The organism is Enteroscipio rubneri, assembly GCF_963929405.1.
Lineage (GTDB): Bacteria > Actinomycetota > Coriobacteriia > Coriobacteriales > Eggerthellaceae > Enteroscipio > Enteroscipio rubneri.
The window spans coordinates 727,849-753,816 of sequence record NZ_CAWVIN010000002.1 but is presented as its reverse complement, the minus strand read 5'-3'; the positions used below and the strand labels follow the sequence as shown (position 1 = coordinate 753,816).

The window sequence follows — 25,968 nt, the reverse complement described above, 5'->3', positions numbered from 1 at the left end:
ACCTTCTAAAGTATACCTATTTCCCTGCAATTTCTTGTGTCGCATTTTTGAAATGTGGCCGAGGGGAGGGGAATATGCCCCTGGCGCGCGTGCAATCCGCGCACAATCGCCTATACTATACAGGTTTGAATCGGAAACGCCCTGAAACTCATGCACAGGATGAAAGGTACTCACAACCGTGGCGAACACGTACAAAGAAACGATGAACCTGCCCAAGACCGACTTCGCGATGCGGGCGAACCTGCCCGAGAACGAGCCGAAGCGCCTCGCGAAGTGGGAGGAAGAGCGCATCTACGAGCGCGTGCTGGAGAAGAACAAGGACGGCAAGCCCTTCATCTTGCACGACGGCCCCCCGTACGCCAACGGCCCCATCCACATCGGCCACGCCTTCAACAAGATCCTCAAGGACTTCGTGAACAAGTCCCATGCGCAGCGTGGCTTCTTTACGCCGTACGTGCCGGGCTGGGACTGCCACGGCCAGCCCATCGAGCACATGGTGGAGAAGACCCTCGGGCCCGAGAAGATGGCGAAGATCGACCAGCCCACGCTACGCCGCCTGTGCCGCGAGTGGGCCGAGAAGTACGTCGACGTGCAGCGCGAGGGCTTCAAGCGCCTCGGCGTGAACGCCGACTGGGACCATCCGTACCTCACCTTCACGCCGAACTACGAGGCGGGCAACGTCGAGGTGTTCAAGAAGATGTACCTCGACGGCTCGGTGTACCGCGGCCGCAAGCCCATCCACTGGTGCAAGCGCTGCCACACCGCGCTCGCCGAGGCCGAGATCGAGTACTCCGACGAGACGTCGCCGTCCATCTTCGTGAAGTTCAAGATGGACCTCATGCCCGGCATGTTCGAGGCCGCCGGCGCGACGGGCGACGCCTACGTGCTCATCTGGACCACCACGCCCTGGACGCTGCCGGCGAACACGGCCGTGTCGCTGGCGCCCGACGCCGACTACGTCATGGTGGTCGCCGACGGCTCCAACATGATCATGGCGCGCGAGCTGGTGGAGCAGGTGGCCGAGATCGCGGACTGGGAGTCCTACGACCTCGTGCGCGGCGCGGACGGCGAGCCCGTCTCGCTCAAGGGCCGCGAGTTCACCGGACTGACCTACACGTGCCCCATCCGCCAGGACCTCAAGGGGACCATCATCTACGGCGACCACGTCACGCTCGACTCGGGCACAGGCGCGGTGCACACCGCCCCCGGCCACGGCCAGGACGACTACCTGGTCGCCCTCGAGTTCGACGTGCCGCTGCTCATGCCGGTGGACGACAACGGCGTGCTCACCGACGAGGCGGGTCCCTTCGCGGGCCTCGACGTGGACGAGGCGAACCCGGCCATCATCGCGTGGCTGCGCGAGCGCGGCACGCTCGTGGCCCAGAAGGAGATCCTCCACAGCTACCCGCACTGCTGGCGCTGCCACGAGCCGGTCATCTTCCGCGCCACCGACCAGTGGTTCGTGTCGATGGACAAGAACTCGCTGCGCGAGAACGCGCTCAACGCCATCGACCGCGAGGTGGAGTGGATCCCCGCATGGGCGAAGAACCGCATCGGGTCCATGGTGGCCGACCGTCCCGACTGGTGCATCTCGCGCCAGCGCTCATGGGGCGTGCCCATCCCCGTGTTCAAGTGCGCCAAGTGCGGCAACACCGTGGCCACGGCCGAGACGTTCGACGCGGTGATCGACCTGTTCTACCGCGAGGGCGCCGATGCGTGGTTTACGCACGATCCGTCCGACTACCTGCCGCGCGGCGTGAAGTGCGAGACGTGCGGCTGCACCGAGCTGACCCCTGAGAAGGACATCCTCGACGTGTGGTGGGAGAGCGGCGTGTCGCACACCTCCGTGCTGAAGCACCGCGAGGCCGAGGGCCTGCGCTTCCCGGCCGACATGTACCTCGAAGGCTCCGACCAGCATCGCGGCTGGTTCCAGTCCTCCCTGCTCACCAGCATGGGCGCCTACGGCGTGCCGCCGTACAAGTCCGTCATGCACTGCGGATTCACGGTGGACGAGCAGGGCCGCAAGATGTCGAAGTCGCTCGGCAACGGCGTGGATCCGGCGGACGTCATGGCGAAGTACGGCGCCGACGTGCTGCGCCTGTGGGTGGCGAGCGTCGACTACTCGCAGGACGTGAGCATCTCCGAGAACATCCTCAAGCAGGTGTCCGACGCGTACCGCCGCTTCCGCAACACGTTCCGCTTCCTGCTGGGCAACCTGGACGACTTCGACGACGCGCGCGATATGGTGGCGTGGGACGTGCTGGAGCCGCTCGACCGCTACATGATGGTGAAGACGGCGTCGTACCTGTCGGACGCGGAGGAGGCCTACGACGCGTACCGCTACAACACGGTGTACCGCATGACCTACGACTTCGTGGACGACCTGTCGGCCGTGTACATGGACGTGACGAAGGACCGCCTGTACGCCGAGGCGCCGGACTCGCCGCGTCGCCGCGCCGTGCAGACGGTGCTCATGAACATCCTGGAGGTGCTCGTGCGCGTGCTGGCGCCGGTGCTCACGTTCACGTGCGACGAGGTGTGGGAGCACTACCCCCGGGCCATGCGCGAGCGCGCGGGGCGTCCCGGCAGCGTGCAGCTTGCCGGCTGGCCGAAGGCGTCCGACTTCGCGCCCGCCATCCCCGCGAGCGCGGCGGGCGAGACGGCCGTGTTCTCCATGGTGCTGACGGCGCGCGACGCCGTGACCAAGGCGCTCGAGGACGCGCGCACCGCCGGCGCGGTGAACAAGAGCCAGGAGGCGAGCGTCGTGGTGCGCGGCCCGGAGGCCCTGGTGGGCTTCGCGGAGCGCTTCGACGCCTCCGTGCTGGAGGAGCTGTTCATCGTGGCCGCCGTGCGTTTCGAGGACAACGGATCCGAGGACGAGATAACGGCGCAGGTGGAGCGCACGACGGCCGAGAAGTGCCCGCGCTGCTGGAACTACCGCGCGCTCGGCGGCAACCCGAACCATCCGGATGTGTGCGAGCGCTGCGGCGACGCGCTCGACGCCCTCGGCTATGCGGAGGGCGAGTAGCACGTGGAGCAGGCAAACGCCATAAAGTCGCACCGTGGACGCGCCGCGTTGTTGTTTGCGGCCGTCTTCGTCGTCTGGCTCGCCTTCGACGTGGTCACGAAAGGTTGGGTCGCGGGCGGGTGGTCGGAGGGAGAGCTCGTCACGGGACCCATCCTGGGCCTCGTGCGCTTCCATCTCGTCCATAACACGGGCATGGCCTGGGGCATGTTCGGCGATTCGACGTTCGCGCTGGGCGTCATGTCGCTTGTGGTGTGCGCGATTATGGTCCTGTACCTGTTCGCGTTCTCGCCGAACGCCGGCAAACTGGAAATCGTGGGGATCGCGCTTGTGGTGGCGGGCGGCATAGGTAACGCGCTCGATCGCTTTACGCTCGGTTACGTGGTGGACTTTATCGAGCCGGTGTTCATCGACTTCCCGGTGTTCAACGTGGCCGACATCGGCGTGACGTGCGGATTCGTTCTGTTTCTTGCAGGCATGCTGCTTTCATGGCATCGCGGCGATCGCGCGGATGCCCAGGCTGCGCCAGGCCCCGGGGAATCCGACGCTCGATGACGCGCCTTTTGAGCCATATCGTCGACCCTGCTGACGCGGGGCTGCGCCTCGACGCGCTCCTCGCCGCGCGCGGACTGTATCCCAGCCGCAGTGCGGCCGCTCGGGCCGTGGACGAGGGAGCCGTGTACGTCAACGGCTCCACGGTGCCCAAGAAGCACGCCGTGACCGCAGGCGACACCATCGTGTTCCAGGTAGAGAACGCGCCGACGCCCGGGCCTGTGGCGGGGCAGCCTATCGATCTCGATATCCGCTACGAGGACGAGCATCTCATCGTGTTGTCGAAGCAAGCGGGTCTCGTGTGTCATCCGTCCGTCGATCACGACGACGGCACGCTCGTGAATGCGCTCATCTATCATTGCGGCGCGGATAATCTGTGCAACGTGCAGGGTCAGGATGATCGCCTGGGCATCGTGCATCGGCTCGACCGCGACACCACCGGGCTTATGCTGGCGGCGAAAGACGATGTGACCGGCTCTGCCCTCATGGCCGATATTCGCGACCGCGCGGTCGATCGCCGCTACTTGGCGCTCGTTCACGGCGTGATTGCGCATGACACCGGCATGATCGATGCGCCCATCGCGCGTTCCGCCTCCGAGCGCACGCGCATGGCCGTGCGCGACGCGCCGTCGGCTCGCGAGGCGGTCACGACGTTTCGCGTGCTCGAGCGCTTCGAGCATGGATCACGCGACGACGGTTACACCCTCGTCGATTGTAAGCTGTTCACGGGGCGTACACATCAGATCCGCGTGCACATGGAATACGCGAAGCATCCCCTCGTAGGCGATCCGTCGTATACGGCGAACGCACCGAAGGATCCTACTGCTGATCTTGGACTCGCGCGACAGTTCCTCCACTCGTTCCAGATTACCTTTGTCCATCCCGTCACGGGGAAGGAGATGCATTTCCTCGATGCGCTGCCCGTTGACCTTCAAGATGCGCTCGACAGCCTGGCTTCGCGCAGCTTGGGACGCACCATGGCGGGCGAGGAAATGCTCGAACTGCTGAGGGGGCGGACCGAGGCCGGGGCAGGAGAAGAAGGCTGACTCCCTGTCTGAGAGACGCTCGCTGCTCGGTTGCTTTCGTCAATCTCTGCCGTACACGCTCATGTTCTGCATGCGGGATTGGAGGTAGTCGTCGGGAAAGTGCTCATCGAAGAACAGCTGCTCCCAGGTGGTTGCCGGCACGCCGATGGCACGCTGGCTTTCTCGATCAAGCGCGAGCAGCGTCACGACCACATCGAGAGCCAGGAATATGCTCAGAGCACCTGTGAAGAGGCGGGCGGCAAGGCTCTTTGCGCTCACGTAGGCGAAAACGTTCTTGATGGCGGGAAGGACCGTGCGTACCCATACGAGGCCGAGCAGTCCCCACATCACTCCGAATGCGAAATTCGTTCGTCCATGAATGGATCCGAAGGTGCCATCGTAGTTCCAGGCAACCGCGCCCCAGAGCTCCTCCATCATAAGGCTCGCTGAGTATTCGATAACTGAACCCAGCAGCATGGAGACCAGGAAAATAATGAGGTTGTGCGAATGGTAAAACCGGTTGAGGAAGGCGGTGAGCGCTACGGCTGCCACGCCATAGATAGGCGAGAAGGGCCCCCACACGAGCCCTGCCCGGCTTTCGTAGCCGCCGTACACAATGGCATGGAACACCGTCTCTACGACAAGGCCGAATACGCATCCCGCCACGAAGATCCAGAACAGCGTGAAGTAGTCGATGCGAAGATAGCCACTATCGGGTTTGACCTGCTCTTTGACCTCCTGGCCGAGCTCCCTGAGAACGCCGGGCGATGACTGGACGTCAAAGGAAGAAGCGCCGTCTCGATCCGCCTTTCGTCTGCTGATAGGCAAAGAGCCGTGCGGCGCATGCCCCGCCGCCGTTTTTTTCGGTTCTTTCCCCATTCGCCTGCCCTCCGATAAGCCAATGGGCTAAACTATATCAGATTTTGAGAGGCGGAATCCGACCTTTCGTCCTGTCCCTGTTTCTGGAAGGTGATGGTCTACGTGGCTGCGAGGGATCGCTGCGGAGTACTCCTCGTGAACACGGGCACGCCAACGGAGCCCCGTCCGCGTGCCGTGCGGAAGTATCTTGCAAAGTTCCTGATGGATCGCCGTATAGCTCCTATGAATCGCGTCGCGTGGTGGTGCATCCTGCACGCAGGCATCCTGCCCAAGCGCGGGAGGGCATCGGCGGAGAAGTATGCGCGGATATGGACCGAGGAAGGCTCTCCATTCACCATCGTCCATACCAGCCTCCAGGCAGGACTCGCCGATGTTCTCAAGCAAGAGGGGTTCGATGCCGTGGTTCGCTGCGGCATGAGTTACGGCGAACCGGCGGTGACGGATTGCGTGCGCGAGCTCAAAGAGGCGGGCTGCACGCATCTTGTTGTGCTGCCGCTGTACCCCCAGAGCGCCTATTCGACGACGGGGGCGGTGTCTGATGGTGTACAACGCGCGCTGCGTAAAACGCGCTGGGATGTGCCATGCGATTTTATCGACAACTACCACGACCATCCGACCTACATTGGCGCCATAGCGGCTTCGCTGCAGCATGCGGGCTTCCGCATCGATTCCGATGACAAGGTACTGTTCTCCTACCACTCGATTCCGTTGAACGATATCGAAGCGGGCGATACCTATGAGCTGCAGACCGGTGCCTCAAGCCTGCAGATTGCCGGCGAACTCGGTATCGATCGCACCCGCTGGACCATCGGCTATCAGTGCCGCTTCGACAAGAACCGCGAATGGCTTTCGCCCTTCACCCGTGATGTGCTGTCGCGCTGGGCTGAAACGGATGCGCCGCGGGTGTTTCTGATATGTCCGAACTTTGCCGTGGACTGTCTCGAAACGCTCTACGATATAGACTATGAACTGAAACCGCATTATTTGGAGCGGATTGCAGCGGCGGGACGCGAGCCCGGACAGGAGGCGCTCGTGTACGTTTCCTGCCTCAATCGGAGCCGCGCACACCTCAAGGTGCTTGCCGATGTGGTTCGACCGCATATGAAAGGGGGCCGCAATGGCCGATATGACCGGTGAAGCAGGCAGCTCGCAGCAGGGTTCTGCACAGAAGACGGTGCTCGTGGGTGTCACGGGCTGCATTGCCGCATATAAAACCTGTCTGATTGTGCGCGGACTGCAGAAGGCGGGTGTTCGCGTGAAGGTGGTCATGACGGAGCACGCGACCGAGTTCGTGGGTCCGGCAACCTTTCGCGCGCTCACGAACGAGACGGTGGGCGTCGGTTTGTTCGACGACCCGTCCGATCCCATTCATCACGTTTCGCTCGCCCAGGAAGCGGATGCGTTCCTTATCGCGCCGTGCACGGCGAACGTCATTGCGAAGATTGCCAACGGCATCGCCGACGATCTTCTGACGACGACCGCACTTGCTGTCACGGCGCCGCTCATCATCGCGCCGGCCATGAACGTGAACATGTACGAGAACGCCGCGACACGGTACAACATCGGCAAGCTGCACATTCGCGGAGTCCGCATCATCGAGGCGGGCGACGGCTACTTGGCGTGCGGCGACGTGGGCAAAGGCCGTTTGGCTGACGTAGACGACATCGTTGCGGCCACGCTCGACGAGCTGGGGATGTCTCGCGATCTGGAGGGCCGCCACGTGATGGTGACAGCTGGACCGACCGTCGAACCTATCGATCCTGTGCGCTATTTGACGAACCACTCGTCGGGTAAGACGGGCTATGCAATCGCGCGCGCCGCGTCCTTGCGCGGAGCCGACGTCACCTTGATATCGGGCCCCGTCCCTTTGCCGGCGCCTGAGGGAGTTCGCCTTGTTCCGGTGCGTACGGCCCTCGATATGATGGCGGCGGCTGAAGCGGCATTTCGCGACGCGGATATTGCGGTGTTCGCTGCGGCGGTGGCCGACATGCGTCCGAAGAAGGCAGCCGAGCACAAGCTGAAGAAAGGGGTTGCCGATGCCGAGCTGGGCACGATCGAGCTTGTTGAAAACCCCGACATTCTCGCCACGCTCGGTGCGCGCAAGGAGCACCAAGTGGTTGTGGGCTATGCAGCGGAGACGCACGATGTGGTAGGGAACGCACAGAAGAAGCTTCTGGCAAAAAACGCCGACTTCGTGGTGGCCAACGATGTGAGAGAAGGCCGTGCGTTCGGAGCCGATGTCAACGAGGTGCTATTCGTAGATGCGGAAGGGGTCGAAGAACTGCCCCTCATGACGAAGGAGCGCCTGGCAGATGCCGTGCTCAACAAAGCGCTTCAGTATCTGCGCTGATACAGGCGGCTTGACGCGTCGCACACGTCCTGCATCGCGGGGTTGATGCGGTATCTGCGCGTGAGCGTATCAGGAGTCTTCTTCTTCGAAATCCTCCGTGTCCTCCGCGCTAGGATCCCATTTGAATTCCGTCGTGAATTCGATAAACGTCTCCACCGCTCTCGTCTTAAAGGCGCGTTCCTTGTAGACGAGGCAGATCGGATGGAAGTCCTTCGGCACGTCCGAAAGGGGTACTGCCACCAGATTGATGAAAGGCGCGAGACCGAGCGTATTGAGCACGAGTCCCACCGAATCGTTCTCGGAATCTACGAGCGCGCCCAGCGAGATCTCGTCGTCAGCATGCGCGGCGGCTTTCAAGCCTGCCGCATCGAGATGACGGGCGACTTCCGTTCCGATGGGCGTTTCCGGCCGGTAGGTGATAATGGGGCAGTCATGAGATGCGAGCTCTGCGAGCGAAAGGCTTTCACGCGAAGCGAGCGGGTGGTTGCGGTGCAACAGCGCTACGAGCGACTGCGAGAGCACGGGTACGAAGGTGAGACCCGGGCGGTTCTCGACGTAGGCTGCGAATGCGAGTTCGTAGCGGTCGCGCTCTAGATCTTCAAGGAGGGGCAGGGTGAGACCCTGAAACAGGTTCACGGTTAGGCCGTCGCCGTAGGATGCTCGGTAGGCGCGCATCAGAGCGGGAAGATAGCTATCTTGGACAGTGTAGACGGTGCCGATGTCGATAGTCCCGGTCAAAAGCTCTGCCTGTTCGCGAGCTCGCTCAACGCCTTTGTCAAGCGCATTGAGCGACTCGATAACCGCGGCTTCGAATTCGCGGCCGTACTTTGTGAGCTCGACGGTCCGCCCCTTGCGGGCGAACAGTGGAACGCCGAGCTCGCGCTCGAGGTTTGCCATGGCATTTGAGAGGGTGGACTGGGCGATGAACAGCTCGGCAGCGGCCTTCGTATAGTGCTGCAGCCGCGCAAGTGTCCTGAAATAGTACAGTTGCGAAAGGTTCATGCCGCCTCCTCCGTTGTTCGTCACCTACATCGCCTGCAAAGACGAACTGTGACTCGAACCGTACCCACTGTATCATAGGCCATGCGGGTGTCCGGGCAAACGGAGACATCGGTAAAAAAACAGGATCCGCAGGAAGTTTCTGCGGATCCTGTTTTCATGAGACGATCGCGTCGGCGAATTAGAACTGGTAGTTCAGCCTTCCGCCGCGGTTCTGGCAGCCGCGCGCAATGGTGATGCGCTGGACGTTAGGAGCGCCCTCTTCCAACCACATGGCGCGTGCGTCGCGGTAGAGGCGCTCGACCGGACCGTAGGGGCAATCCTCGAAGTAGCCGTCGCCACCGAAGATCTCGAGCATGCCGTCGGAAACGATGCGCGTCGTGTAGATGGAGAACAGCTTGCAGATGGCGGCCTTCTCCTCGATGTCGATGCCGTGCGGGTCGGCGTCGAAGTCGCGGGCGAAGTCGTAAACGAGCGTGCGCAGAGCGTGGGTGTAGGTCTGCATCTCGGCGATCTCGCGCTTGATCATCTGGCGGCTGGCGATGGGCTTGCCGAAGGTGATGCGGTCGGCGGCGCGCTTGAGGCTGAGCTCGAGCATACGCTGAGCCATACCCAGGTTGGAGCAGGCGATATGCACGCGGGAGACGGAAAGCGAGTGCATCGCGATCTCCATGCCCTGGCCCTCCTCGCCGAGCAGGTAGATGGGATCGAGTTCGACATCATGGAACACGAGGCCTGCGTGGCCTGCGCCGCGGCAGCCCATCATGTGGGGCATCGGAACAATCTCGAAGCCGGGGGCGTCGTTGGGAACGAAGAAGGCCGAGAGGCGGGAATCCTTGTCGGAGTCGAGGTCGGTCGCCGCGATGACGTAGGTGAAGTCGCTGCAGTCCGTGTGGGAGATGAGCCACTTCTCGCCGTTGAGGACGTATTTACCGTCGGCGTTCTTGACGGCGGTGGTGTGGATGTCGGCACCGGTGCCGCCCGTCTGCTCGGTGATGGCGAAGTTGCAGTAGATAGTCTTGTCCTGGAACTTGTCCATGTACTTGGCCTTGAGCTCCGGCTTGCCGTAGTCGTCGAGGATGCGCCAGTTCATATCGGCCGCATGATGCAGGTGCATGCGCATGCCGCCCGGTCCGCGGGAGAACTCTTCCTGCACGCGCAGGATCTCAAGTTCGTTGAGATCCCATCCGCCGTACTCGCTCGGCATATAGAAGCGGTACAGATCGTTGTCGCGGGCAAGATCGTAGAATTCCTGCGGGAACTTGTTGGAAATCTCGATCTCCTTCTGCATTTCCTCGAACGGGCCTTCGGCCAGCTCGCGAATCTGCTCCAGATAAGCCTCGAACTGCTCGTCGGTGATCTTGGCGTTCGGATTCATAGCGCTCCTCCGTCTCTCGTGCCCGCTCGGCGCCCTCCGCCGTGCGCGGCGTTTCATTCATTATGCGACTTGAAAGGGGAGGATGTCCAATTCACATTATAGCTGATTCGGGGGTAAATCGATCGATTTTGCGAATGAAACTGTTTGCGGGATCGATGGTGGGACGAATACAAGAGCTCCTACGAGCCGGCAGAGGCCGTGTCGGGCGACTCGTAGGAGCATACTGGACGAGGTAGCTTACAGGTTGCGGAACCGATACTTCTCGGGATCTGCTTTGACCGCTTCTTTGTTCTTCGGATTCATCTTCAAGCGGCCCATGCGGCCATCGTCGGTTATGGTCCCGAGCACCTGGTTGCGGTTCTCCATCTTGATCTGCGTCTCGAAACACGTGCCGTCGATAGAGGAGAGCATCGCCTCTTTGGTGAGCCTGAGACCGAAGGGCGAGGTGGTCTCGCACAGATGGTGCGCGAGTGCCACCGCTTCGGCCACTGCCTCATCATCGGGAACCACCTTTAGTCCGAAACCCCAGCTGTGCAGTGTCTCGGCGTCGAAACGGTCGGTGGATGAGAGCACGCGGTATGCCCGCTCGTAGCCGATGATTTTCGGAAGGTAGAACGAGCCGCTCATATCCGTTCCCGTGAGTCCGATGGCCAGGTAGCCTGCGTTCATCTTGAAGGACTCGCCCAAGATGCGCATATCGCAGGCGCAGGCCAAGGAAAGGCCTCCGCCCACAGCATAGCCTTTGAGCGCGCCGATGATGGTCTGCTCGCAGCGGTGCATGTAGACAGCCTGATCGGAGCAGATACGCTGCATGATGTAGTACATGTACTGCGTTTCGCCCATGTCGTCGGGATGCGGCAAAGCGTGGTCATCCAGGTTGAAGCCTGCGCAAAAAGAGCGTCCTTCTCCGGTGAGCACAATTACGCGGCAGTCCTTGTCCAGGCGTACTTTGAGAAGGAAGTCGTTGAATTCGCTCATCTGCAGGTAGGACATAGCGTTCAAGTTGCCCGGATCGTCGAACGAGCAGATGTAGACCGGCCCGTCCTGCTCGATCTTGATCTTCTCGTAGCTGCCGTAGTCGAATGCTGGAAGATGGTACTGATCCTGATAGACGCTCATTCGGTCTCCTTCTCCTCGTATGTCTGTCCCCCCCCCGGCCGCTGTTCTTCATCTCTCCGAACCGGTGCGACGGCATTGGGGCTTGGGGGCGCCCCTGCTTCATCCATAGTAGGGCGGCCGACAAGGCGCGGTCAATGCCCATGCGCGCTAGGTTGTACCCTGCGCGCATGGGCATTTTCAACACGGCTATCATGCTGTCCGCAGCAGATCGATAGGCCCGCTTGTGCGGCTGGCTGCACAAGCGATACCTGTGCTTCCTGCGTCGTTTTTCCAGCCTCTTCGGACCGTCGGCGCCTTCTCTCCGGTGGATCTTCTCCCCGAGTTCCCCAGAGTGGTTCTCGAGCTGAATCCGCGAGCAGAAAAGTTGGAAAAAGGGGTTACCAAAGCGTTGGAAACCGCCTATACTGCCTCCAGTCCTTTAAAAGCGGTACAGAGAGACCGACAAGGTAACAACCACCAAGCGCTCGCCCGGAAAAGAGCGCGCGGAGTCGAAGCCTTTGTCTGTCGCGGAGGCTTTTTTCATGCCCGGCGACAGGCGCCTGCGAGGCGGGGGAGCGCGAAGGCGCGAACCGCACGACGGGGTGAGGGTCGCCTGTACCATCCCGAACGGAAGGGGTGGGTGCATGACCGACACCGGCACTGTCAAGACCGTCTGCATGGACGCGGACGAGATCGAGCGGTCGTTGACGCGCATTGCGCATCAGATCCTCGAGGCGAACAAGGGCGCGGACAACATCGCGCTCGTCGGCATCGTGACGCGCGGCGATTTGCTCGCCAAGCGCCTGGCCGAGAAGATCGAACAGATCGAGGGCACGAAGGTGCCGCTCGGCAAGCTCGACATCAGCTTCTACCGCGACGATTTCGCGACGCATCTCGCTCCCGAGGTGCACTCCACCGACATCTTCTTCGATCTCGACGGCAAGGACATCGTCCTCGTGGACGACGTGCTGTACACGGGCCGCACCATCCGCGCCGCGCTCGACGCGCTCATGGACATCGGTCGCCCGGCCACGGTGCAGCTGGCCGTGCTGGTTGACCGCGGGCACCGTCAGCTGCCCATCCGCGCCGACTTCGTGGGCAAGAACGTGCCGTCGGCGGCGGACGAGAACGTGCGCCTCTTCCTGGAGGAGACGGACGGCACGACCGAGGTCGAGATTCTGGAAATCGCACCGGGCTCCCGCGCGGGTTCGGCACCGCTGGGAGGTGAATAGGGCATGGCCTTCAATCACAAGCATCTGATCGATATCACGGAGTACTCCGCCGAGGACATCATGACCGTCCTCGAGACGGCCACGCGCTTCAAGGAAGTCAACGAGCGCCGCATCAAGCAGGTCCCCACGCTCAAGGGCGTCACGGTCGTGAACATGTTCAACGAGCCGTCCACCCGCACGCGCTCCTCGTTCGAGATCGCCGAGAAGCGCCTCTCCGCCAACAGCCTGAACTTCGGCGGCAGCTCCACCTCCACGGTGAAGGGCGAGAGCCTCGTGGACACGGTGGAGACGCTGTGCGCCTACAAGATCGACATGATCATCGTCCGCGACAAGCACGCGGGCGTGCCCCGCAAGATCGCCGACGTCTCCGGCGCGCACGTCATCGACGCGGGCGACGGCAAGCACCAGCACCCGACGCAGGCGCTGTTGGACCTGTACTCCATCTGGGAGGTCAAGGGCGACCTGGCCGGCCTCAAGGTGGGCGTCGTGGGCGACATCGGCCACTCCCGCGTGTGCGGCTCGCTGATCCCCGCGCTCAAGATCATGGGCTGCGAGGTCACGGTCATAGCACCCCCCACGCTCATGCCGGCGCGCCCCGACATCCTTGGCGCCGACCATGTGACCACGAAGCTCGACGAGGCGCTGCCCGACCTCGACGTGGTGTACATGCTGCGCATCCAGCGCGAGCGCCTCGAGGGCGCGCCGTACCCGTCGCTGCGCGAGTACAACATGCTGTACGGCCTCACGAAGGAGCGCGAGCCCCTCATGAAGCCCGACGCCCTCATCTGCCATCCCGGCCCCATCAACCGCGGCGTCGAGCTGGACAGCTACATGGCCGACCATCCAAATCGCTCGGTCATTCTCGATCAAGTCTACGCCGGCATCCTCACGCGCATGGCGGAAATGTATCTTCTTCTGGGAGGGAGCGAAGATGGCCTTACTGCTTAAGAACGCCCATGTGATCGACCCGCAGGTCGGTCTGAACGAAACGGCCGACATCCTCGTGCGCGACGGGAAGATCGTCGAGATCGGCCGGAACCTCGCGATGGAGAAGGGCGTCGAGCGCGACCTGGGCGGCAAGATCGTCGTCCCCGGCCTCGTGGACATCCACGTGCACCTGCGCGAGCCCGGCTACGAGACGAAGGAAGACATCGCGTCCGGCACGCGCGCCGCGGCCCACGGCGGCTTCACGGCGGTGTGCTGCATGCCGAACACGAAGCCTGTCATCGACAACGCGGTGGGCGTCGAGTATGTCAAGGCCCGCGCTGCGGCCGTCGGCAAGTGCCGCGTGCACGTGGCCGGCTCCTGCTCGCAGGGCCTCGCGGGCGACACGCTGTCCGAGATGGGCGACATGGTGGCCCACGGCGCCGTCGCCTTCACCGACGACGGTCGCGGCGTGCAGGGCGCGGGCATGATGCGCCGCGTCATGGACTACGCCGCGCAGTTCGACCGTGTGGTGATGAGCCACTGCCAGGACGAGGACCTCGTCGGCGCCGGCCAGGTGAACGAAGGCGTCGTGTCCACGCGCCTCGGGATGCTGGGCTGGCCGGCGGAGGGCGAGGAGATCCAGATCGCCCGCGACATCGCCATCTGTCGCCTCACGGGCTGCCCGCTGCACGTGCAGCACCTCACCACCGTCCGCGGCCTGGAGCTCGTGCGCGCCGCGAAGGCCGAGGGCCTGCCCGTCACCTGCGAGGTCACGCCGCACCACCTGTTCCTCACCGAGGACGCCATCAGCGACGACTACAACACCTTCCTCAAGGTGAACCCGCCGCTGCGCACGGCCGACGACGCTGCCGCGCTCGTCGAGGGTGTTGTGGACGGCACGGTGGACGCCATCGTCACCGACCACGCGCCGCACAACGACTTCGAGAAGAACGCCGAGTTCGAGCTGGCTCCCTTCGGCATGATCGGCCTGGAGACGTCGCTCGCGCTCGTCATCACGAACCTGGTCGCGCCCGGTATCATCAGCTGGGAGCGCGCCGTCGAGCTCATGGCCGTGCGTCCCCGCGAGATCCTGCGCGTCGAGCGCGTGGCCCTCGAGCCGGGCGCTGTGGCCGACCTCACGGTCATCGACCCGGACGCCGCCTGGACGGTGGACGCCGCCGACTTCCTCTCGAAGGCCGTGAACTCGGGCTTCATCGGCGCCGAGCTCACGGGCCGCGCCACCGACGTCTACGTGGGTGGCTACGCCACCCTCGAGGACGGCGCGATCGTCGAATAGCGGGAAGCACGCACGTCGTTTGCGACTCGCACGCCCAGTATGGAATACCAAGGCCCGCGCCGGCATTTTCGACGCGGGCCTTCTCGTTTTCTTGCCTAAGAAGTCACAGTTTTGACCGCTCTGAAGCTTTACTTGCATGTATCGGAAAGGCTCTCGAAAACGGTTCCTGAAAAGTCCCAGGTTGCAGGCTTACGTACGCATAGTGGCCTGGCATCAGCTTCTCGGGACCGCGTTTCGACGCGCGAAAAAGCTTCAGAGCGGCCAAAACTGCGACTCGCACATCCGTTTTTGAACGTACCAGACGCGCCGGACGGGGGGGGGTTGAGACGGCCTACAACGTTCCCGCTCTCTCGTCAACACGCGAGCTGCTCGCTTTCCTCGCGCGCAATCTTTCGCTCGGCGGCGCTGGCAAGCTTGCGCGGGCCATGGCGTATATCGCCGACTGTTCGGCTTCGCCGCGCGAGACAAAACAGGCGCTTGTTTTGGGATTGCCTCATCGCTACGGTGGATACGGCCTTGGCATTCCGCACATGAACTTCGAGGTGAAGGCGAATCCGGCCGTGCGAGCGATGACGGGCAAACGCAGCTTTCGCCTCGATCTATGTTGGCCGGGTGCGAAGCTCGATGTGGAATACCAAAGCCGCTTCTCGCACGAAGGCGAGGCTGCACGCCTCAGCGACTCTCGAAGGGCGAATGCGCTCATGGCTATGGGCTGGACTGTTGTTGGAGTCACGAACGAAGAACTCGACAGCCTCGCTGCCACCGACGCGATCGCGAACACGATCCTGCAGCAGCTGGGAAAACGTGCTCAGGTTCGCACGCCGGATTACCATGCTCGCAAGCTGAAGCTTCGACGGCAGCTGGGACTTCCCGCAGGACGCATGTAAAGATTCGACGATCTATTCACGGAAACGCTCAAGGTCGCCATATAACCGGATGCAAGCGCTTGATTGTCGGCTTATTTTTATAAGTCATTAGATAATCAAATCCGAAGGGATGTAAGCTTAGGAGCGATTCAAGGGTCTTAGAGCCGATAATGATGCTGGAACTTGAAGCGCCCGATCACAGATGCTCCGGGCGCTTCGCTGGGCGATCGGAAATGCGGGGTCAAGACGGTCGAGTTCCCGAATCCGATCCAACGCGGGCATGCTCGACGTGACGTTCAGGCATTCGCGCTGGGAGGGGCGGAAGAGGAGGCCTCGGCCGTTTCGCGGTTGACGATGATGTGGTTGATCACCACGAATACGGCCAGGAGCTTTTCGATTTGACTCTCGTCCAGAATTTTGATGTCGTATACGCCGTGCAGCGACACGATATGGCGATGCGCAGTAGCCAGCACGCGCTCCTGCGCGTCAACGATCTGGAATTCGAACGCCAAGATGCTGCCGCGCAGCTGCCAGCCCAATTCGGGGATGTCGATGATGTCCTTAATGTGGAAAAGTTGCTCGGACAGTTCGAACGAGGCGCCATCGGCCATATCCACGAAGTACTTATGATGGATGGAGACGGCTTTTGCGTGGATGGATGCGATCTCGTTGCCGTCGAGGTCGGTGATATGCGTCTTGTCGTGGAGGCTGATGGGCTTTCCCGATACGTGGTAGACCGGTTGGTCGTCGTCGTCGAGAATGTCCATCTTGTGGTGGATGGAGACGAGCTTCGATTTGATGTGTAAGTTCATGGTGAGCTCCTTGCTCATTCCGATATCCGATGCATTTTACACATGGAGCATAGTAGTCGAACAGGCATGGTTCGTGCGGGTTGGCGAGGGCCATGAACCCAATTTTGAAACGCGACGTGAGACGATGACGGAAGGCGTCTCTGTTCCCGATACTCTCGGTAAAGGGCGACGGTAAAGCGGAGCGATGCCTACCGCCAACTTTCTTGGAATTGCATATATCATGCCGAATACCATAAAAAAATGCATTTCGTCATGAATATACATGATTGAAGCGTATACTATGAAGCAACCTTTAAGGCGGTACGGAGAGACCGACAAGGTGCGCAGCATAGCTTTCCCAGGATAACGTGCGCCTTTGTCCCCGACGAAGGCGTTTTTTCGTATATGCTGCCCGAGCGGAAGGATGATTTTGAGCGAGATAGCGAACAAGCTCTTGGAGGGCACGTCGAAGCCCGCGCCCCGGCCGGCGGCGCTCGTGCTGGAGGACGGCGCGGTATTCCGCGGCACGGCGTGCGGCGCTTCCGGCGAGGTGTACGGCGAGATCTGCTTCAACACGTCGCTCGAGGGCTACCTCGAGGTGATAACAGACCCGTCCTACGCCGGACAGATAATCACCATGACGTATCCGCAGATCGGCAACTACGGCGTGAACCCCGATGACGCCCAGGCGGGAGAGCCCGCGCTGCGCGGCCTCGTGGTGCGCGACATGTGCGCGGCGCCGTCGAACTGGCGCAGCGCGCAGAGCCTGCCCGACTACCTGCGCGAGCACGGCGTCGTGGCCGTGGAGGGCGTGGACACCCGCGCGCTCGTGCGCCACGTGCGCGACTGCGGCGCCCAGCGCGCGGTGCTCTCGACCGTCGACGTGGACGAGGCGAGCCTCTTGGCGAAGGTGCGCGCGAGCGAGCCCCTCGTGGGGCAGAACCTCGCCGCCACGGTGTCGTGCGAGAAGCCGTACGCCGTGGGCGTTGGCGACCTGCCTGCGAGCCATGCGTTCGCCGTCGCGCAGGCCGCGTCCGCGCGCCACCGCGTGGTCGCCTACGACTGCGGCGCGAAGCGCTCCATCCTCCAGAACCTCGTGCGCTCGGGCTGCGAGCTCACGGTCGTGCCGTGGGACACGCCGGCGGAAGAGGTGCTGGCCATGGGACCCGACGGCGTGTTCCTGTCGAACGGCCCCGGCGACCCCGAGGCCGTGGAGGGCACGTACTCCCAGGTGGAGAAGTTGCTGGGACAGGTGCCTGTGTTCGGCATCTGCCTCGGGCACCAGATGATCGCGAAGGCCGCCGGCGCCGGGATCGAGAAGCTCAAGTTCGGCCACCGCGGCGGCAACCACCCCGTGATGAACCTGCTCACGGGCCGTGTGGAGATCACGGCGCAGAACCACGGCTTCGGCCTTCTGTTCCCCAGCCTGGGCGCGCTCGTGCCGGAGCTCTCGGGCGGCTTCAAGGGCCATGAAGACGACCTGCGCTTCTGGGCGCGCTCCGGCATCGCGCCGGTCGTGGACAACGAGCGCTTCGGCCGCATCCGCCTCACGCACGTGAACCTCAACGACGGCACGGCCGAGGGCGTCGCCTTCCTCGACATCCCCGCGTTCAGCGTGCAGTACCATCCCGAGGCCTCGCCCGGGCCCACCGACGCACACTACCTGTTCACCGCCTTCGGCCGACTTATGGATTCCGCCGTTCTGACGAACGGCGGAGCAGCCGACGCTGCGGCCGTGGCTGGCACCCCATCTTGCCCTTCTGCCGCGGCTGGACGGACCGAAGTCCAGTCCAGCCTTGCATCGGGGCAATCTGGGGTGCCAGCCGCGCCCTCGCTGACTTCACCCGACCCGTGGGAATGTGCAAGCTATCTGGACATCGATATCGCCACCGACCGCCTGGCCGGCTGGACGTTCGGCGAGCAGGCTGCCACGGTGGCGGGGGCGGAAGGAGGCTCCCATGCCTAAGCGCACCGACATCAACACCATCCTCGTTATCGGCAGCGGCCCCATCGTCATCGGGCAGGCGTGCGAGTTCGACTACTCGGGCGCGCAGGCCTGCAAGGTGCTGAAGGCCGACGGCTACCGCGTGGTGCTCGTGAACAGCAACCCCGCCACCATCATGACCGACCCGGGCCTGGCCGACCGCACCTACGTGGAGCCCATCACGCCCGAGTTCGTGGAGCAGGTCATCGCCAAGGAGCGGCCCGACGCGCTTTTGCCCACGCTCGGCGGCCAGACCGGCCTCAACACGGCCGTCGACCTCGCGCGCGCCGGCGTCCTCGACAAGTACGGCGTGGAGATGATCGGCTGCGACCTGGCCGCCATCGAGCGCGGCGAGGACCGCAAGCTCTTCAACGAGTGCATGGCGGAGCTCGGCATCGAGACGTCGCGCTCGGGCTACGCCTACTCCCTGGCCGACGCCGAGGCCATCGTGGCCGAGCTCGGCTACCCCGTGGTGCTGCGCCCCTCGTTCACGCTCGGCGGCGCGGGCGGCGGCATCGCGCACGACCCGGCCGAGCTGCACGAGATCGTGGGCCAGGGCCTAGAGCTGTCGCCGGCCGGCGAGGTGCTCGTGGAGGAGAGCATCGAGGGTTGGAAGGAATACGAGATGGAGGTCATGCGCGACCATGCCGGCAACGGCATTATCGTGTGCTCCATCGAGAACTTCGACGCCATGGGCGTGCACACGGGCGACTCCATCACGGTGGCCCCCGCGCAGACGCTCTCCGACGTGGAGTACCAGCGCATGCGCGCCGCGTCGCTTGCCATCCTGGAGAAGATCGGCGTGGAGACCGGCGGCTCCAACGTGCAGTTCGCCGTCAACCCCGACAACGGGCGCATGATCGTGATCGAGATGAATCCCCGCGTGTCGCGCTCCTCGGCGCTCGCGTCGAAGGCCACCGGGTTCCCCATCGCGAAGGCGGCGGCGAAGCTGGCCGTGGGCTACACGCTCAACGAGATCGTGAACGACATCACGAAGGCCACCCCGGCGTGCTTCGAGCCGTCAATCGACTACTGCGTGGTGAAGGTTCCGCGCTTCGCGTTCGAGAAGTTCCAGGGCACCGACGACACGCTGTCCACGCGCATGAAGGCCGTGGGCGAGGTCATGGCCATCGGCCGCACGTTCGAGGAGGCGCTCGGCAAGGCCATGCGCTCGCTGGAGAACGGCCGTGCGGGCCTGGGCGCGGACGGGAAGGACGCGGGCCTGCCGGACGGCGAGGCGTTCGACGACCTCGTGGCGCGTCCCACGGCCGACCGCGTGTTCTACCTGGCCGAGGCGCTGCGCCGCGGCTGGACGGTGGAGCGCGTGTGCGCGGCCACCGGCATCGACCCCTTCTTCATTGCGCGCATGGCCGACATCGTGCGCGTGCAGGAGAACCTGCGCGGCATGCACCTCGACGAGCTGGATGCCGACGCGTTCCGCCTGCTCAAGCGCATGGGCCTCTCCGACGCGCAGATCGCGCACCTCACGGGCTCCGACGAGCTCACCGTGCGCACGTGCCGGAAGCTTCTGGGCGTGAGGCCGGCGTTCAAGACCGTCGACACCTGCGCGGCCGAGTTCCCCAGCTCCACGGCCTACCACTACAAGACCTACGACGCCGACGAGACCGAGGTCGCGCCGAAGACGCGCAAGCGCGCGATGATCCTGGGAGCCGGCCCGAACCGCATCGGCCAGGGCATCGAGTTCGACTACTGCTGCGTGCATGCGAGCTACGCGCTTGCCGAGGCCGGCTTCGAGACCATCATGGTGAACTGCAACCCCGAGACCGTGTCCACCGACTACGACACGTCCGACAAGCTCTACTTCGAGCCGCTCACGTTCGAGGACGTCATGGACATCGTGGACGTCGAGCGCCCGGACGGCGTGGTGGTCACGCTCGGCGGCCAGACGCCGCTCAAGCTGGCGAACGCGCTCGCGGAGGCGGGGGTGCCCATCATGGGGACCTCGCCGGAGGCCATCGATTTGGCCGAGGACCGCGACCGCTTCAGCGCCATCCTCGACGAGATGGCCATCACCTACCCGGCCGCCGGCATGGCCTCCACCTACCAGGAGGCCTGCGTCGTGGCCGACCAGATAGGGTTCCCCCTGCTCGTGCGCCCCAGCTACGTGCTGGGCGGGCGCGGCATGGGCATCGTTTACGACGGCGCGCAGCTGGAGAAGTACATGGCCGAGGCCGCGAAGATATCGCCCGACCATCCGGTGTACCTCGACCGCTTCCTCGAGGGGGCGGTGGAGGTGGACCTCGACGCGCTCTGCGACGGCGAGGCGGTGTACGTGGGCGGCGTGCTCGAGCACATCGAGATGGCCGGCATCCACTCGGGCGACTCGGCCTGCTGCACGCCGCCGTTCGCGCTGTCCGAGGCGCTGGTGTCGCAGCTGCGAAGCGTCGCGCGCGACCTGGCGCTGCGCCTGGGCGTGGTGGGCCTCATCAACATCCAGTTCGCCATCAAGGACCAGGTCATCTACATCATCGAGGCCAACCCGCGCGCCAGCCGCACCGTGCCGTTCGTGTCCAAGGCCACCGGCGTGCCGCTGGCGAAGATGGCCGCGCGCATCATGGCGGGCGAGAAGATCGCCGACCTGGGCCTGCCTCCCGACGACCGGCGCCTCGAGCACTACAGCGTGAAGGAAGCCGTCATGCCCTTCGGCCGCTTCCCCGGCGCGGACACGGTGCTCGGCCCCGAGATGAAGTCCACCGGCGAGGTCATGGGCATCGCCGGCAACTTCCCGGCCGCGTTCGCGAAGACGCAGCTGGCCATCAGCTACGCGCTGCCCGAGGGCGGCACCGTGTTCATCAGCGTGTGCGACCGCGACAAGCGCGCCATCGTGTCCATCGCGCGCGACATCGTGCGCCTGGGCTTCAAGGTGGTGGCCACGGGAGGCACGGCCCGCGCCCTGCGCGCGGCGGGCGTGGACTGCGAGGAAGTGAAGAAGGTGCATGAGGGCGCCCCCAACGTGCTCGACCGCATCGCCGCCGGCGAGATAGCGCTCATGATCAACACGCCGTTCGGCCATGCCACGCGCGCCGACGGCTACGAGCTGCGCCTCGAGGCCGTGAAGCACGGCGTGACCCACGTCACGAACCTGGCCGGCGCCCAGGCCATGGTGGCCGGCATGGAGATGGCCCGCGCGAACGGCCTGTCCGTCGTGGCCCTGCAAGACCTGCCCCAGTGGGGGTAGGGAGACGCGGATGACCTATTGCCGGCAGCTTCGCTCGTCAGCAGCTGCCGGCACCACGCATGGAGCTTGCCATACAGCACGATCGGTGGAAAGATATCTATAAAGATATCTTTAGGGAGGTGCGTGGATGTCAAGGATCGCCGACAAGGTAACGCAGCTTTGCGCCTGGGGCACGTCGCGTGCCGTCCGCATTCCCAAGGACATGTGCGAGCGCATGGGGATCGATGTGGGCGCGCGCTTGACGATGAGCCTCGGGCATGATGAGCGCGGCTCGTTCATGCTCGTTCGTCCCGAGGAAGCCGAACATCGCGCCTATCGAGATATCCCCTATGTTTCCATGGACGAGCTTTTTGCGGGATACACGGGGGACTACCAACCAGGGGAATGCGATTGGGGCAAGGACGTGGGTGCCGAGGTGATTCCGTGATCCTCGAGCAAGGCGATGTCATCATGGTCGATTTCAACCCGTCGATCGGCTATGAGCCGGCAAAGATCCGTCCAGCTGTTGTGGTGAGCGGTTACGGTTTCAATTCGCGTGCGAACCTGGTTGCCGTCGTGCCGACAACCACCAAGGACAACGGGTACCCGCTTCATTTGCCTGTGAAGTGCTCAGGGCGCTCAATAGGTTTCGCTTGCGTGGAGTTGTTGCGGACCATAGACGTGGGGCGACGTGGGTACGAGTACCTCGGATGTGCGGACGATGAAACCGTGCGCACTATCCTCGCTTCCATTCGGGGAATGCTGGAGCTGCGTTGATCCTTAGCTGTCCAGGAACTCCGCGAGCAGGCGGTCGGGGTCTTCCAGGAAGCGGTGGAGGGCGTCCCATTCCATGGTCTGCTCGAGGCTTACGCGGCGCACCTCGTCCTCGAACTGGTAGATGACCGCCCCCGGCGCCGAGAGCAGGATGGGGGAGTGCGTGGCCACGACCAGCTGCGACCCCGCGTTGGCCAGCCGCACGATCTCGGCCAAAAGCGCCACCTGCCCCAGCTGCGAGAGCCCCGTCTCGGGCTCGTCGAGCACGTAGAACCCCTCGCCGCCGAAGCGGCGCGACACGAGCGTGAGGATGCCCTCGCCGTGCGAGCGGGCGTGCAGCGACCGTCCGCCGAAGTAGCGTTGGTCGTCCTCGAGCGCGTCCATCTCCGATATGAGGTTGAACAGCGTGTCGGAGCGCACGAGGAAGCTGTCGCGCGGCCGGCAGATGCCCTTGAGCAGGCGCACGTGGTCGCAGAGCTCCGAATGGCCGTCGTGCACGGAGAACGTGTAGTTGCGCGAGCCGCCCTCGGGGTTGAGGCCGTAGGCGACGCTCATCGCCTCGAGCAACGTCGACTTGCCGGTGCCGTTCTCGCCGCAGAAGAACGTGATGGGCTGGCCCAGGTCGAGCGCCCGCAGGCTCGCGATGGCCGGCACGTTGAACGGGTAGACGCCCTTGTCGGGAACGTCCGCCCAGTCGATGGCGAGCGAGGTGACGAAGACATCGTCGCGCATGGCGTGCTCCTCTCATCCGCTTATGTCTTTTCGCAAATGCTACTATAGCTCCAAAAGCGCCATCTCGCATGACGCGCGGATAGGCGGGAGGATAGGGAATGAACGGCATCGAAGTTGAACGGCTCGCAGCGGACGATGATCTGGCAGCGGTGGCGCGCGTGTACGTGCGCAGCTGGCGGCACGCCTACCGGGGCATCGTGCCGCAGGACTTTCTCGACACGCTGTCTGAAGGGTTCTGGCAGCTGGGCCTTGAGCAGAGCGTCGATCGCACGTTCGTCGCCCGCGAAGGCGGCGAGATAGTCGGCGTGTGCACCTACGGGCCCGCCCGCGTCGAGGCGTTCGCGGGATGGGGCGAGGTCGTGTCGCTCTACGTGCAACCGGAGCGCATGGGGCGCGGCATCGGCTCGAAGCTGCTCGACCCGGCCCTCGACGCACTAGCGATCGAGGGCTATGAAAACGTCTATCTTTGGGTGCTCGCCGACAACGCGCCCGCGCGCGCTTTCTACGAGAAGCGCGGGTTCCAGCTGCTCGAGCGCGAGAACGCCGTCGAAATCGCAGGCGAGCGCCTGCTCGAGGCCTGCTATGCGAAGGCGCTCGACTGAGCAGCCGCTCCTGCGCGTCACGACGCGTGCGGCTCGTCCACGCGCTCCATCAGGTACGCGGCCACCTCGGGGAAGTCGCGGATGACGCGCATGAGCGTGTCGGCGGTGCGGTTCTGGAACACCGAGCCCCTCTCCCAGCGCACGACCGTCTTCGGCCCCGCGCCGATGAGCTTCTCGAACTTGGCCTGCGAGAGCCCCAGACCCTGCCGGAGCTCGCGCACCTCGTCGCCCGAGAGCAGCCCGTTGTCGCGTTTGTACTGGTCGACCGCGCGGCGGTGGATGATGCCATCCATCCCTCCTTCGAGGTAGATTTCGCCGCAGCTGGCGCACAGGCAGTAGTCGGCATCGTCTACGACGATTTGCTCGCCTTTGACGTCCCACTCAATCGGTCCATGGATATCCATGATCTTGCCGCCGCACGCTGGGCATTTCGTCATCATCACCATGCATAACCCCATTCCTTGCACGACATGAGCATGACGGTGGCCACGTCGCCTTCCACGATGAACTTCACGTAAAAGCAGACAGAGACGCCATCTTCATTGTAGTCGCAGCAATACACGTCCGCCCAAGAGCCGTCGTCGCGTCTCGGCTTAAGCGATTTCACGAACTCTTTTTCCTGAAGGGAAAGGATTATGCGTCGCGCGAGGATTGGGCTGAAACCGTGGTTTCGCAGCCAGGACGTGCTCTTCTTCGAAGCGCTGTACCGGCCCTCCCGGACCAACCGTTTCACCTCTGCGAGGTCGTAGCGCGGCTCCTTCCCTTTCATGGTAGCACCTTGCTACCATCTGCAGTATACGGAACGGGCACGCGAATTGCAAGAGGGCTGGGCATGTCGCCACCTCCCTGTCGAAGCACGGCTGTCCCCGAGAGGGTTAGGAGGTCGCTCCAGCCACCAAGAGAACTTATGTACGTATTGTAATACGATTCGAACGATAAGGGAACATATGTTTGTGCATACTATTTGAATTCGAATGCGGACATACGCAGCGGACGACGGGGCCTGCTACACTTGGTTCGTCTCATCGTTTCATATGATTCCCTGACGAGGGCAGCCGTACCAGGATCGCAAAGACGGCGCGTTGCTTCACGGAAGGGAGTTTTCTCATGGCATGGATCGTTCTGGTGGCGTCGGGCGTCTTGGAGGCGGTGTGGGCCACCGCGCTCGGACGGGCGGAGGGGTTCACCAAACTCGTCCCGTCCCTCGTGTTCCTCGTCGCGCTCGTCATGAGCATGGCGGGGTTGTCGTACGCAGTCAAATCGCTGCCCACGGGCACGGCGTACGCCGTCTGGGTGGGCATCGGCGCCTCGCTCACGGTTGTCTACGGCATGCTCTCGGGAACCGAGCCCGTATCGGTGGCGAAGGTGCTGCTCATAGCAGGCCTCATCGCGTGCGTCGTCGGACTGAAGCTCGTTCACGACGCGGGATGACGTCGGGCGATCCTCCGCATTCCCGTCCCTGCGCGGACATCCTCCTTTATACTGGGATCTAAAGGCGTGCCACACCACGACGAGCCGAGGAGATTCGCCATATGGACGACGAGCTGACGTTCTCAACCCGCGACGAGTTCAGGGCGTGGCTAGGCGATAACGGCGAGGCGAGCGGCGGCATGTGGCTCGTGTTCAGCAAGTCCGGCGGCCCAAAGACGCTCAAGGCGTCCGAGGCGCTGGAGGAGGCGCTCTGCTTCGGCTGGATCGACGGGCGCATGCAGCGCATCGACGACGCGTCCTACCGCAAGTATTTCGCCCCGCGCCGCGCGAAGAGCGTGTGGTCTGAAAAGAACAAAGCGCTTGCGCGCGAGCTCGAGCGGCGCGGCTTCATGGCCGATGCCGGCAGGCGCGCCATCGAGGCGGCTAAGCGCAACGGTAGCTGGGACGCGAAGAAGGCCCCGGACGTCACCGAGGAGGACACGGCGGCCCTCGAGGCGATCATAGCCGGCCACGAGCCTGCGGCCTCGAACTTCCGCGCCATGTCGCCGTCGGTGCGGCGCACCTACACGCGCGCGTACTTCGATGCCAAGACCGACGCTGGCCGCGAGAAGCGCCTCGCCTGGATGCTCGACCGCCTCGACCGCAACCTGAAGCCCATGTAGGGAAGCGCAAGCGGATCGCGTGTACTACAGGAAAGCCCGGTGCCACCGCTCGTAGAACGAGGCCACATGGTTGTCGGCGCAAATGCTCTCCGCGATGCGGCCGAGGCCCGTTTCGATCACGCTGCCCGTGTCGGAGGGCTTGGACACGTGCGGCTCCCGTACCTATTGTGCGATAAAACGAGAATA

25 protein-coding genes and 1 riboswitch are annotated in these 25,968 nt (G+C 63.6%); of the genes, 16 read left to right on the top strand and 9 right to left on the bottom strand.

Annotation, left to right across the window (positions count from 1 at the left end; genetic code table 11):
• Positions 1-178: 178 nt before the first annotated feature.
• The 3 genes from ileS to ABGT83_RS06745 are packed head-to-tail and all read left to right on the top strand — an operon-like array spanning position 179 to position 4,623.
• Positions 179-3,028, top strand: a complete 2,850-nt coding sequence (ileS, locus tag ABGT83_RS06755) for an isoleucine--tRNA ligase (RefSeq protein WP_346686587.1) — start codon at positions 179-181, stop codon at positions 3,026-3,028.
• Between the two features lie 3 nt (positions 3,029-3,031).
• On the top strand, positions 3,032-3,580 hold the full coding sequence (lspA, locus tag ABGT83_RS06750; protein ID WP_103264572.1) for a signal peptidase II: 549 nt from the start codon (positions 3,032-3,034) through the stop codon (positions 3,578-3,580).
• Positions 3,577-4,623 carry an RluA family pseudouridine synthase gene (locus tag ABGT83_RS06745; RefSeq protein ID WP_103264573.1) on the top strand — a complete coding sequence of 349 codons (1,047 nt, stop codon included), beginning with the start codon at positions 3,577-3,579 and terminating at the stop codon, positions 4,621-4,623. Before lspA ends, ABGT83_RS06745 begins: the two co-directional genes overlap by 4 nt.
• A 39-nt stretch (positions 4,624-4,662) precedes the next feature.
• Here the strand turns inward: ABGT83_RS06745 and ABGT83_RS06740 are convergent, their stop codons facing one another.
• Positions 4,663-5,481, bottom strand: a complete 819-nt coding sequence (locus ABGT83_RS06740; RefSeq protein ID WP_103264574.1) for a putative ABC transporter permease — start codon at positions 5,479-5,481, stop codon at positions 4,663-4,665.
• A gap of 93 nt (positions 5,482-5,574) precedes the next feature.
• Between ABGT83_RS06740 and hemH the strand changes: the two genes are divergently transcribed.
• Positions 5,575-6,618, top strand: coding sequence for a ferrochelatase (gene hemH, locus ABGT83_RS06735; RefSeq protein ID WP_103264575.1), 1,044 nt, complete (start codon positions 5,575-5,577; stop codon positions 6,616-6,618).
• A complete protein-coding gene (gene coaBC, locus ABGT83_RS06730; protein WP_239926352.1) occupies positions 6,599-7,831 on the top strand; it encodes a bifunctional phosphopantothenoylcysteine decarboxylase/phosphopantothenate--cysteine ligase CoaBC in 1,233 nt (410 codons plus the stop codon). The genes hemH and coaBC overlap by 20 nt, the downstream gene beginning before the upstream one ends.
• Positions 7,832-7,900: 69 nt before the next feature.
• On the opposite strand, the gene ABGT83_RS06725 is transcribed toward coaBC, so the two are convergent.
• The 3 genes from ABGT83_RS06725 to ABGT83_RS06715 form a co-directional block, all read right to left on the bottom strand.
• Positions 7,901-8,833 (bottom strand): LysR family transcriptional regulator, encoded by a 933-nt coding sequence (locus tag ABGT83_RS06725; protein ID WP_103264576.1) that lies wholly within the window; start codon positions 8,831-8,833, stop codon positions 7,901-7,903.
• Between the two features lie 178 nt (positions 8,834-9,011).
• Positions 9,012-10,208, bottom strand: coding sequence for an acyl-CoA dehydrogenase family protein (locus tag ABGT83_RS06720; RefSeq protein WP_103264577.1), 1,197 nt, complete (start codon positions 10,206-10,208; stop codon positions 9,012-9,014).
• A gap of 237 nt (positions 10,209-10,445) precedes the next feature.
• Positions 10,446-11,327 carry an enoyl-CoA hydratase/isomerase family protein gene (locus ABGT83_RS06715; protein WP_346686584.1) on the bottom strand — a complete coding sequence of 294 codons (882 nt, stop codon included), beginning with the start codon at positions 11,325-11,327 and terminating at the stop codon, positions 10,446-10,448.
• Between the two features lie 623 nt (positions 11,328-11,950).
• On the opposite strand from ABGT83_RS06715, the gene pyrR reads away from it, so the two are divergent.
• From pyrR to ABGT83_RS06695, 4 genes are all read left to right on the top strand, one after another.
• Positions 11,951-12,538, top strand: a complete 588-nt coding sequence (gene pyrR, locus ABGT83_RS06710; protein WP_103264579.1) for a bifunctional pyr operon transcriptional regulator/uracil phosphoribosyltransferase PyrR — start codon at positions 11,951-11,953, stop codon at positions 12,536-12,538.
• A 3-nt stretch (positions 12,539-12,541) separates the two neighbouring features.
• Positions 12,542-13,486: an aspartate carbamoyltransferase catalytic subunit gene (locus ABGT83_RS06705; protein ID WP_103264580.1), complete on the top strand. Its 945-nt coding sequence runs from the start codon at positions 12,542-12,544 to the stop codon at positions 13,484-13,486.
• Positions 13,470-14,762 carry a dihydroorotase gene (locus ABGT83_RS06700; RefSeq protein ID WP_346686581.1) on the top strand — a complete coding sequence of 431 codons (1,293 nt, stop codon included), beginning with the start codon at positions 13,470-13,472 and terminating at the stop codon, positions 14,760-14,762. Before ABGT83_RS06705 ends, ABGT83_RS06700 begins: the two co-directional genes overlap by 17 nt.
• 425 nt (positions 14,763-15,187) lie before the next feature.
• Complete coding sequence (locus tag ABGT83_RS06695) at positions 15,188-15,649, top strand: hypothetical protein (protein ID WP_346686580.1); 462 nt, start codon at positions 15,188-15,190, stop codon at positions 15,647-15,649.
• A gap of 275 nt (positions 15,650-15,924) precedes the next feature.
• On the opposite strand, the gene ABGT83_RS06690 is transcribed toward ABGT83_RS06695, so the two are convergent.
• A complete protein-coding gene (locus tag ABGT83_RS06690) occupies positions 15,925-16,440 on the bottom strand; it encodes an LURP-one-related/scramblase family protein (RefSeq protein WP_346686579.1) in 516 nt (171 codons plus the stop codon).
• 409 nt (positions 16,441-16,849) lie between these two features.
• Between ABGT83_RS06690 and carA the strand changes: the two genes are divergently transcribed.
• The 4 genes from carA (at position 16,850) to ABGT83_RS06670 (ending at position 22,358) form a co-directional block, all read left to right on the top strand.
• Entirely contained in the window at positions 16,850-18,385 is a 1,536-nt protein-coding gene (gene carA, locus ABGT83_RS06685; protein WP_346686578.1) for a glutamine-hydrolyzing carbamoyl-phosphate synthase small subunit, read from the top strand.
• Positions 18,378-21,602 carry a carbamoyl-phosphate synthase large subunit gene (carB, locus tag ABGT83_RS06680; protein ID WP_346686577.1) on the top strand — a complete coding sequence of 1,075 codons (3,225 nt, stop codon included), beginning with the start codon at positions 18,378-18,380 and terminating at the stop codon, positions 21,600-21,602. Before carA ends, carB begins: the two co-directional genes overlap by 8 nt.
• Before the next feature lie 127 nt (positions 21,603-21,729).
• Positions 21,730-22,029 carry an AbrB/MazE/SpoVT family DNA-binding domain-containing protein gene (locus tag ABGT83_RS06675; RefSeq protein WP_123674619.1) on the top strand — a complete coding sequence of 100 codons (300 nt, stop codon included), beginning with the start codon at positions 21,730-21,732 and terminating at the stop codon, positions 22,027-22,029.
• The gene (locus ABGT83_RS06670; RefSeq protein ID WP_157938926.1) at positions 22,026-22,358 is read left to right on the top strand and encodes a type II toxin-antitoxin system PemK/MazF family toxin; all 333 of its coding nucleotides are present in this window, start codon (positions 22,026-22,028) and stop codon (positions 22,356-22,358) included. Before ABGT83_RS06675 ends, ABGT83_RS06670 begins: the two co-directional genes overlap by 4 nt.
• 3 nt (positions 22,359-22,361) lie before the next feature.
• Here the strand turns inward: ABGT83_RS06670 and ABGT83_RS06665 are convergent, their stop codons facing one another.
• Positions 22,362-23,087 (bottom strand): AAA family ATPase, encoded by a 726-nt coding sequence (locus ABGT83_RS06665; RefSeq protein ID WP_103264586.1) that lies wholly within the window; start codon positions 23,085-23,087, stop codon positions 22,362-22,364.
• Between the two features lie 98 nt (positions 23,088-23,185).
• Between ABGT83_RS06665 and ABGT83_RS06660 the strand changes: the two genes are divergently transcribed.
• A complete protein-coding gene (locus tag ABGT83_RS06660; RefSeq protein WP_103264587.1) occupies positions 23,186-23,689 on the top strand; it encodes a GNAT family N-acetyltransferase in 504 nt (167 codons plus the stop codon).
• Between the two features lie 17 nt (positions 23,690-23,706).
• Here ABGT83_RS06660 and ABGT83_RS06655 read toward each other — a convergent pair whose 3' ends face one another.
• Both ABGT83_RS06655 and ABGT83_RS06650 read right to left on the bottom strand, forming a co-directional pair.
• A complete protein-coding gene (locus tag ABGT83_RS06655) occupies positions 23,707-24,135 on the bottom strand; it encodes a type II TA system antitoxin MqsA family protein (RefSeq protein WP_239926354.1) in 429 nt (142 codons plus the stop codon).
• Entirely contained in the window at positions 24,129-24,458 is a 330-nt protein-coding gene (locus ABGT83_RS06650; protein ID WP_103264588.1) for a type II toxin-antitoxin system MqsR family toxin, read from the bottom strand. The genes ABGT83_RS06655 and ABGT83_RS06650 overlap by 7 nt, the downstream gene beginning before the upstream one ends.
• Positions 24,459-24,708: 250 nt before the next feature.
• Positions 24,709-24,773: riboswitch (guanidine-III (ykkC-III) riboswitch) on the top strand.
• A gap of 23 nt (positions 24,774-24,796) precedes the next feature.
• On the opposite strand from ABGT83_RS06650, the gene ABGT83_RS06645 reads away from it, so the two are divergent.
• Together ABGT83_RS06645 and ABGT83_RS06640 are read left to right on the top strand one after the other, a co-directional pair.
• On the top strand, positions 24,797-25,120 hold the full coding sequence (locus ABGT83_RS06645) for a DMT family transporter (RefSeq protein WP_103264589.1): 324 nt from the start codon (positions 24,797-24,799) through the stop codon (positions 25,118-25,120).
• Positions 25,121-25,221: 101 nt separating this feature from the next.
• On the top strand, positions 25,222-25,782 hold the full coding sequence (locus tag ABGT83_RS06640) for a YdeI/OmpD-associated family protein (RefSeq protein ID WP_346686572.1): 561 nt from the start codon (positions 25,222-25,224) through the stop codon (positions 25,780-25,782).
• Between the two features lie 24 nt (positions 25,783-25,806).
• Here ABGT83_RS06640 and ABGT83_RS06635 read toward each other — a convergent pair whose 3' ends face one another.
• Positions 25,807-25,929: a hypothetical protein gene (locus ABGT83_RS06635; protein WP_346686570.1), complete on the bottom strand. Its 123-nt coding sequence runs from the start codon at positions 25,927-25,929 to the stop codon at positions 25,807-25,809.
• Positions 25,930-25,968: the final 39 nt, after the last annotated feature.